This is a genomic window from Hydrogenophaga sp. A37 (assembly GCF_002001205.1).
GTDB lineage: Bacteria > Pseudomonadota > Gammaproteobacteria > Burkholderiales > Burkholderiaceae_C > Hydrogenophaga.
This window is the reverse complement of sequence record NZ_MUNZ01000181.1, coordinates 24105-30210: the sequence shown is the minus strand read 5'-3', so window position 1 is coordinate 30210 and position 6106 is coordinate 24105. Positions and strand designations below refer to the sequence as shown.

8 protein-coding genes are annotated in these 6106 nt (G+C 60.8%); all 8 read left to right on the top strand.

What is annotated here, in order from left to right; genetic code table 11:
• Positions 1 to 595: hypothetical protein (locus B0E41_RS26865; RefSeq protein ID WP_216350816.1), on the top strand; the 595-nt coding region annotated here is incomplete at its 5' end.
• Between the two features lie 19 nt (positions 596 to 614).
• Positions 615 to 1100, top strand: coding sequence for a hypothetical protein (locus B0E41_RS24140; RefSeq protein WP_143434001.1), 486 nt, complete (start codon positions 615 to 617; stop codon positions 1098 to 1100).
• Positions 1101 to 1169: 69 nt separating this feature from the next.
• Positions 1170 to 2096: a VirB8/TrbF family protein gene (locus B0E41_RS24135; RefSeq protein ID WP_077335306.1), complete on the top strand. Its 927-nt coding sequence runs from the start codon at positions 1170 to 1172 to the stop codon at positions 2094 to 2096.
• A 40-nt stretch (positions 2097 to 2136) separates the two neighbouring features.
• A complete protein-coding gene (locus B0E41_RS24130) occupies positions 2137 to 2889 on the top strand; it encodes a TrbG/VirB9 family P-type conjugative transfer protein (protein ID WP_077335304.1) in 753 nt (250 codons plus the stop codon).
• Positions 2886 to 3971, top strand: coding sequence for a TrbI/VirB10 family protein (locus tag B0E41_RS24125; RefSeq protein WP_077335302.1), 1086 nt, complete (start codon positions 2886 to 2888; stop codon positions 3969 to 3971). Before B0E41_RS24130 ends, B0E41_RS24125 begins: the two co-directional genes overlap by 4 nt.
• Positions 3972 to 3990: 19 nt before the next feature.
• A complete protein-coding gene (gene virB11, locus B0E41_RS24120) occupies positions 3991 to 5040 on the top strand; it encodes a P-type DNA transfer ATPase VirB11 (protein ID WP_077335300.1) in 1050 nt (349 codons plus the stop codon).
• A gap of 5 nt (positions 5041 to 5045) precedes the next feature.
• Positions 5046 to 5510, top strand: a complete 465-nt coding sequence (locus tag B0E41_RS24115) for a hypothetical protein (protein ID WP_077335298.1) — start codon at positions 5046 to 5048, stop codon at positions 5508 to 5510.
• Positions 5491 to 6099, top strand: coding sequence for a hypothetical protein (locus B0E41_RS24110; RefSeq protein WP_143434000.1), 609 nt, complete (start codon positions 5491 to 5493; stop codon positions 6097 to 6099). The genes B0E41_RS24115 and B0E41_RS24110 overlap by 20 nt, the downstream gene beginning before the upstream one ends.
• The last annotated feature ends 7 nt before the right edge of the window (positions 6100 to 6106 follow it).

The following is a 6106-nucleotide window of genomic DNA, read 5'->3' as shown; positions in this document are numbered from 1 at the left end:
ACCCCCATCCGCGCCTCCCAAGTACTGGCTGTTGGCGCGGTTGATCAACCGCGCCAACAGCCAGTACTTGGGAGGCGCGGATGGGGGTGGCGCAGGATTGGGCCCGCCACGCCCAGGCGCAGTTGGCTTGGCGTCATCGAGCAATAGCAATGCTGCGCAGATTAGAGGCCTGCAATCTGGTGATGAATTCCGTCCAGGCAGCCAGGTGCTGAGCAAATCAGCGCCTGCGGATGGGGGGAGCTCGGACACCACCACAACCGGTAGCACTGGCTGGTCGCCCAAGTACGCCAACGGCACCGATGTGGAAGACGCGGTGTTCGTCAAGCAGGCACATTTGGGCACGGGCGGCGCACTGCATGTCGACAGCGGAGGCGCAAAAGCAGGGTCGATTGGCGGCAGCCGGGTGATTGAACAGGGAGCGGGTCGCGCGGAGGTGGTTCGCCCCAATAGCGCCGCTCCTGAGATGGCGGTCGCTCTTGCCCAGTCCAAGGCCACGCCCGTGCATGCCATGCCGCGCGGGCTGGTGGGGGCGGCGGCACCGGCGCAGTTGTCGCCAGCAAGGCATTCAACATCTGTTCCAACCAAGACTGCGTGATTGAAATTGCCATTGAAATTTGCACATAAACACCCCGAGATTTTTCGCCACTTATTCCGTACTCATTCATTTAGCCATGTCACACACGATTGCCCGTCTTTCATTGCTTTCCCCGCGCCCGGTCATCTTGATTGGGGCTGCGTTTTTATTGCAGGCCTGCGCGGTGCCCCAGGCGGTCGATATGGCCGACAACTGGAAGCCGGTCAACACGCTGGCCGCCAACCCGCAGCAGATTCCGCTCAAAGAAGAGACTGAACTGCCCAAGTTCCAGATGCTGCCCACCGATGCCACCCTGCGCCACATGCTCGAGCGCTGGGCCAAAGAGAACGGTGGCACGCTGGACTGGCAATTTCCCAGCGATCTGACGCTGGTGAGTGGCCTGGAATCGATCAAAGACAACAACCTGCAGCGTGGGCTTAACACCGTGCGCCGCAATTACGCAGCCCAGAAGTTGCGCATTCAGGTGGCACCCAATCGAACGATGCTGGTGACCAAACTGCCTTGAGCGCCGCAGTGCAAGCCGTTGGCAACGGAGCGAAACAGTGAAATGACGAAGAAAGAGAGCAAGTAAGGCATGGCGTTGTTTAAGCGAAACCTGTCGGAGGCGTCCGAGCAGGTGCTCAAAAAGTCGATGGACTTCGAGTCGAATGTGGTCGACATGGTCAAGCGCAGCGAGCGCCGGGCCTGGATCGTGGCCATCAGTTCGATGGTGCTCACGCTGCTGCTGGCGGCGGGCGTGGCCTACATGCTGCCGCTCAAAGAGAAGGTGCCCTATCTGGTGACGGTGGACCTCAAGCGCAGCACCAGCACGGTATCGCCGCTGCGCGACAACGTGGCGGCCACTGGCATCTATGCCAGCGAGGCGCTGAACCGCAGCCAGGTGGCCCGATTTGTGATGGCCCGGGAAGGCTATGACTACGACACCATCAATGAGCACGACTGGGAGTACGTGGCGGCGATGTCGAACGATCAGGTCAAAGGTCTGTTTGTGCAGCAGTTCGACGGCACTCCTGCGAGCCCCGAGAAGAAGTGGGGCCGCAATTTCGCCATCCGCGTGAAGATCAACAGCATCGTCTTCAACGGGCTGGACGAAGAGCGCGGCGCGCGGCCCACCGGCGCCACGGTGCGATTCGAGAAGTGGAAGTTCGACAAAACCACCGGCCGCAGCGAGTACCTGAGCAGCCACGTCGGCACCATGAGCTACGAATACAAGAACAACCTGAAGATGAGCGACAACCTGCGCCTTCGCAACCCGCTGGGCTTTCAGGTGACCTCGTTCCGGGTGGACGACGAATTCAACGCTCCAGTGTTCAAGGCCAACACCCCTGACACCGGCATTCCGTTGCTGACGGAAGAAGAGGGCGTGATGCACCGCGGCGCTGATGGCCAGGGCGCCCGCGCGCTCCACCAACCCGCCAACGCTGCTGAGCTCGCGCCAGCCACACCAGGCGCACTGACTACCTTACCCGGGGCGCCAGCCACACCCACCGCCAGCCAGTAACCCGCCACACTGAATCGAACCGAAAAGGGAGAGCTCGAGAATGAAACCAACCAACCAATACAGCAGGGCCGTTGCCATGGTGGCAATGGCTGCCAGCGCCTGGATAGGGGCCGCGCACGCCCAGGAAGTGCGTGAGGTGCCTTACCGCCAGGACCAGGTGGTGCGGGTGAACACCGGGCTGGGCATCGCCACCCAGATCGAAATCAGCCCGCAGGAACAGGTGAAAGACTTCGGCACCGGTTTCAGCGACGGCTGGGAACTGGTGCGGCGGGACAACATCTTCTACATCCGCCCCAAAAACGTGGACGTGGACACCAACATGTACATCCGCACCAACATGCGCTCGTACCTGCTGGATCTGCGGGTGTCGGCCACCAAGTGGAAGACGCTGGAAGAGGCCAAGAGCGCGGGGGTGTTCTACAAGATTCGCTTTGTCTACGGCAGCGACACGCCCGACAAGGCCAGCACGCTGGCCTCGGCCAACGCCGTGCTCTCGCCAACGGCCGCTGCGCTGAATTCGCAGAGCAGCTATCACCTCAATTACGACTATTCGGCGCTGACCGACGTCTCGACCATCGTGCCCACGCGGGTCTACGACAACGGTCAGTTCACCTACATCCATCTGCCGCCGATGGCGAATTTTCCAGCCGTCTTCGGGCGCAACGCGCGCAGCGGTGACGAGTTTGTGGTGAACACCAAGAGCGAAAAGAACGTGATGGTGGTTTTGGGCGTGTACCCGTTTCTGGTGATGCGCCTGGGCAATGACGTGGTAGGACTCAGGAGGAACCCATGAACAATCCATTTCCCCAAGGCAGTGGGCAAGGCCCCGTGCTCTCCGACAACATGCCCAAGCTGTCGGCAGGTTTGACACGCGGTGTCAACAAGACGGCCATCGCCTACATCGTGCTGGTGTCGCTGGCGACCATCGGCATGACGCTGTGGGTGGCCAGCAACGCCTTCTCGGCCGACGATGACGACAAGAAGAAGCAGGTCACTTACGAAGAGGTCACGGTGCCCAACAAGCCCGTGCTCAAGCTGCCTCCGCCACCCGAACCCGCACCGGTGGTGGTGGCGAAGGCGGACCTGCCACCCATGCCGGGCGAGGCAGCGGGTGCGCCCGGTGCTGCACCGGAGAAGGACGATCTGCTGGCACGGCGCATGGCCAGCGAGAACAACCTGATCGCGGCCCAACAAGACAAGGGCAAGAAGAACCAGCTGTTTGAGGACGAATATTCGACGGTCAAGCGTGGTGCGGTCGAAGCGCTGGCCAATGCCGAGTTCACCCTGACGCGCGGTACCTTCATTCGCTGTTCGCTGGAAACAAAAATCGTTTCCACGCTGCCGGGCATGACGTCCTGCATCGTGACCGAGCCCATCTACTCGGTCAATGGCAGCCGCCTGCTGATCGACAAAGGTTCCAAAGTGACTGGTGAGTACAAATACGCCGATGAGAACTTTGACCGCGTGGGCGTGGTGTGGACCCGGGTGCTGACCACGACCGGGCTGGATGTGCGCATAGACAGCGGTGGCACCGACGCCCTTGGCAGCGCGGGCATTCCAGGTGACTACAACGGTCATTGGGGCGAGCGCATCGGTGCGGCCATGCTGGTGAGCTTGCTGGCCGATGGCATTGATGCGGCGGGCCAGAAGTTTGCCAACAAGAACGACATTCGAGGCACCACTGAAATTTCCACTTCGGGCCGGGTTCTGAGCTACGACCCCTGGGAAAGCGCCACCGCATCCACCGCCAAGAGGGCCGCCACCGACATACTGGAACGCTCGGCCAATCGCAAGGCCACGGTGACGGTGCTCAATGGCACGGTAATCAACATCTTCACCGCCCGCGACGTGGACTTTTCCAGCGTGATGCGATGAACAATGGGCAGTCAGCGACATGAGTGTGGACCTTGGCGCGGAACAGATCGCGCACATCTCGACGGAGTTCCTGGAGTACCAGTACCACGTGCTGGGCATCACCGGCTTTCTGAGCGATCCGAGGGTGACGGAGATCTGCATCAACCGGCCCGGCGAGGTGTTTCTGGAGACGGTGGACGGCTGGGACCGCATCGATGTGCCGGGACTAACCTTTGAGCGGGCGCGCCAGTTCTGCACCACGGTGGTCAATGAGAGCAAGACCGGGCAGCGCATCACGGCCGTCGATCCGGTGGTCTCGCTGACCTTTCCCACAGGGCAGCGGGCGCAGTTCGTGATGCCGCCGGCGGTGCCCGCCGACCATGTGTCGATCACGATCCGACTGCCGTCGCGCCACACCCGAACCCTCAACCAGTACCAGCAAGACGGCTTCTTTGCCAATATTCTGGAGGTCAGCGACAAACTCACCGCCATGGACGAGGAGTTGCTGGCGCTCAAGCGGGCGCGCGATTACCACGGGTTCTTCAGCAAGGCGGTTCACTACAAGAAAAACATCGTGGTCTCGGGTGCCACCGGCAGTGGCAAGACGACGTTCATGAAATCGCTGGTGACGCACATCCCGGACGACGAGCGGCTGATCACCATCGAAGACGCGCGCGAGCTGTTCATTGAGCAGCCCAACCGGGTGCACCTGATCTACTCGCGCGGTGGGCAGGGCACGGCCAACGTGACCGCCAAAGGTTGCATGGAGGCCTGCCTGCGCATGAAGCCCGATCGCATCATCCTGGCCGAAATACGGGGCGACGAATCGTTCTACTACATCCGCAATTGCGCTTCGGGCCATCCGGGCTCCATCACCAGCTGCCATGCCGGCAGCACCAGCCAGACCTGGGACCAGATGGCCCTGATGGTGAAGGCATCGCCAGAAGGGTCTGGCCTGGCCTTTTCTGAAATCAAACGCCTGCTGATGTTGACGATCGACGTGATCGTGCACATCCAGGCCCACGCCGGCCGGCGCTACATCACCGGCATTGACTTTGACCCCCAGCGAAAGCTGGATTTGGACGCATGACCACTATGAACATCTCACACCCTGTTTTCCGTTGTTTTGTGCTGCCGCTGCTGGCGGTATCGGCCACGTTTGCACAGGCCGCCACGCCTGCGACCGGTATCACACCGGTGGACATGCGCGGCATGTGGTTTCCGAAGTCTGAGGCGGGCGCGGCCAAGTGCGCGAACTACCTGAGCAAGCTGCCGGTGGAGCCAGATCCCGAAGCGCTGGTGGTCAGCGAAAGGCAAATGATTCTGTGGGCCGCGGCCGGTCAGAACACCATGCATTTTGTGACCGATGTGGCGCCGCGCCGCGCCAACACCTGGCGCATGCAGGCGCTGGTGGACGCGCCACCGTATGAGTTGCCCAAGGTGCTGCAGACCTATGTGTTTGAACTGCGCCAGAACGAGCTGCACTGGTCCAGCCGCCGGGTCGAAGACCCATCGAGCGAACAGGTGGATACCGCTGTGTTTGCGCGATGCGGGTATTGAACGCGCGCCGACCTTTTCAAACCCTTCTTTTGGTAGCCATTGGCGCTGCATTTTCCTCAAAGGTGACCTGATGCGAACTCGGCGGACATTTGTGGGCGTTTTGATGACCCTGGCATTGGCCACGGCGTGTGCGACCAAGGTGGCGGAGCCATGGCACGATTTCACATTTGATGGCTGGAACGACAAGTGGTATCCAGCTCATGAATTGCTGGAGTACCGCTACGGTGACAAGTACCGAATGGTTCGAGCAAGTGTCATCAAGCCCGAGCACCCGATTCACGAGGGCAAGGAGCAGTTGCCTCCAACACAGGGCGTCAGCGGCTCGATGCCTGTAGGCGATTTCCTGTTCGTCAAATGGCGCATCAAGGCGACCGGCGAGCTGGTTGAAGATCAGGTGGATCTTCGTCAACGTCTGCCCAAGGACATGACCGACCATGGTGTGACGTTTGTGATCGAGGGCAGACAGCTCTATGTGTATGTGATCACACCCAAGGTTCGCAACAGCGAGTTGCCACCCAATAAGAAGACCAGGTTGTCCAGGTATCGGGAGACTTTTGAGGTCTACCCTGCCAACGACCTGCCGAGATAAATCTGAT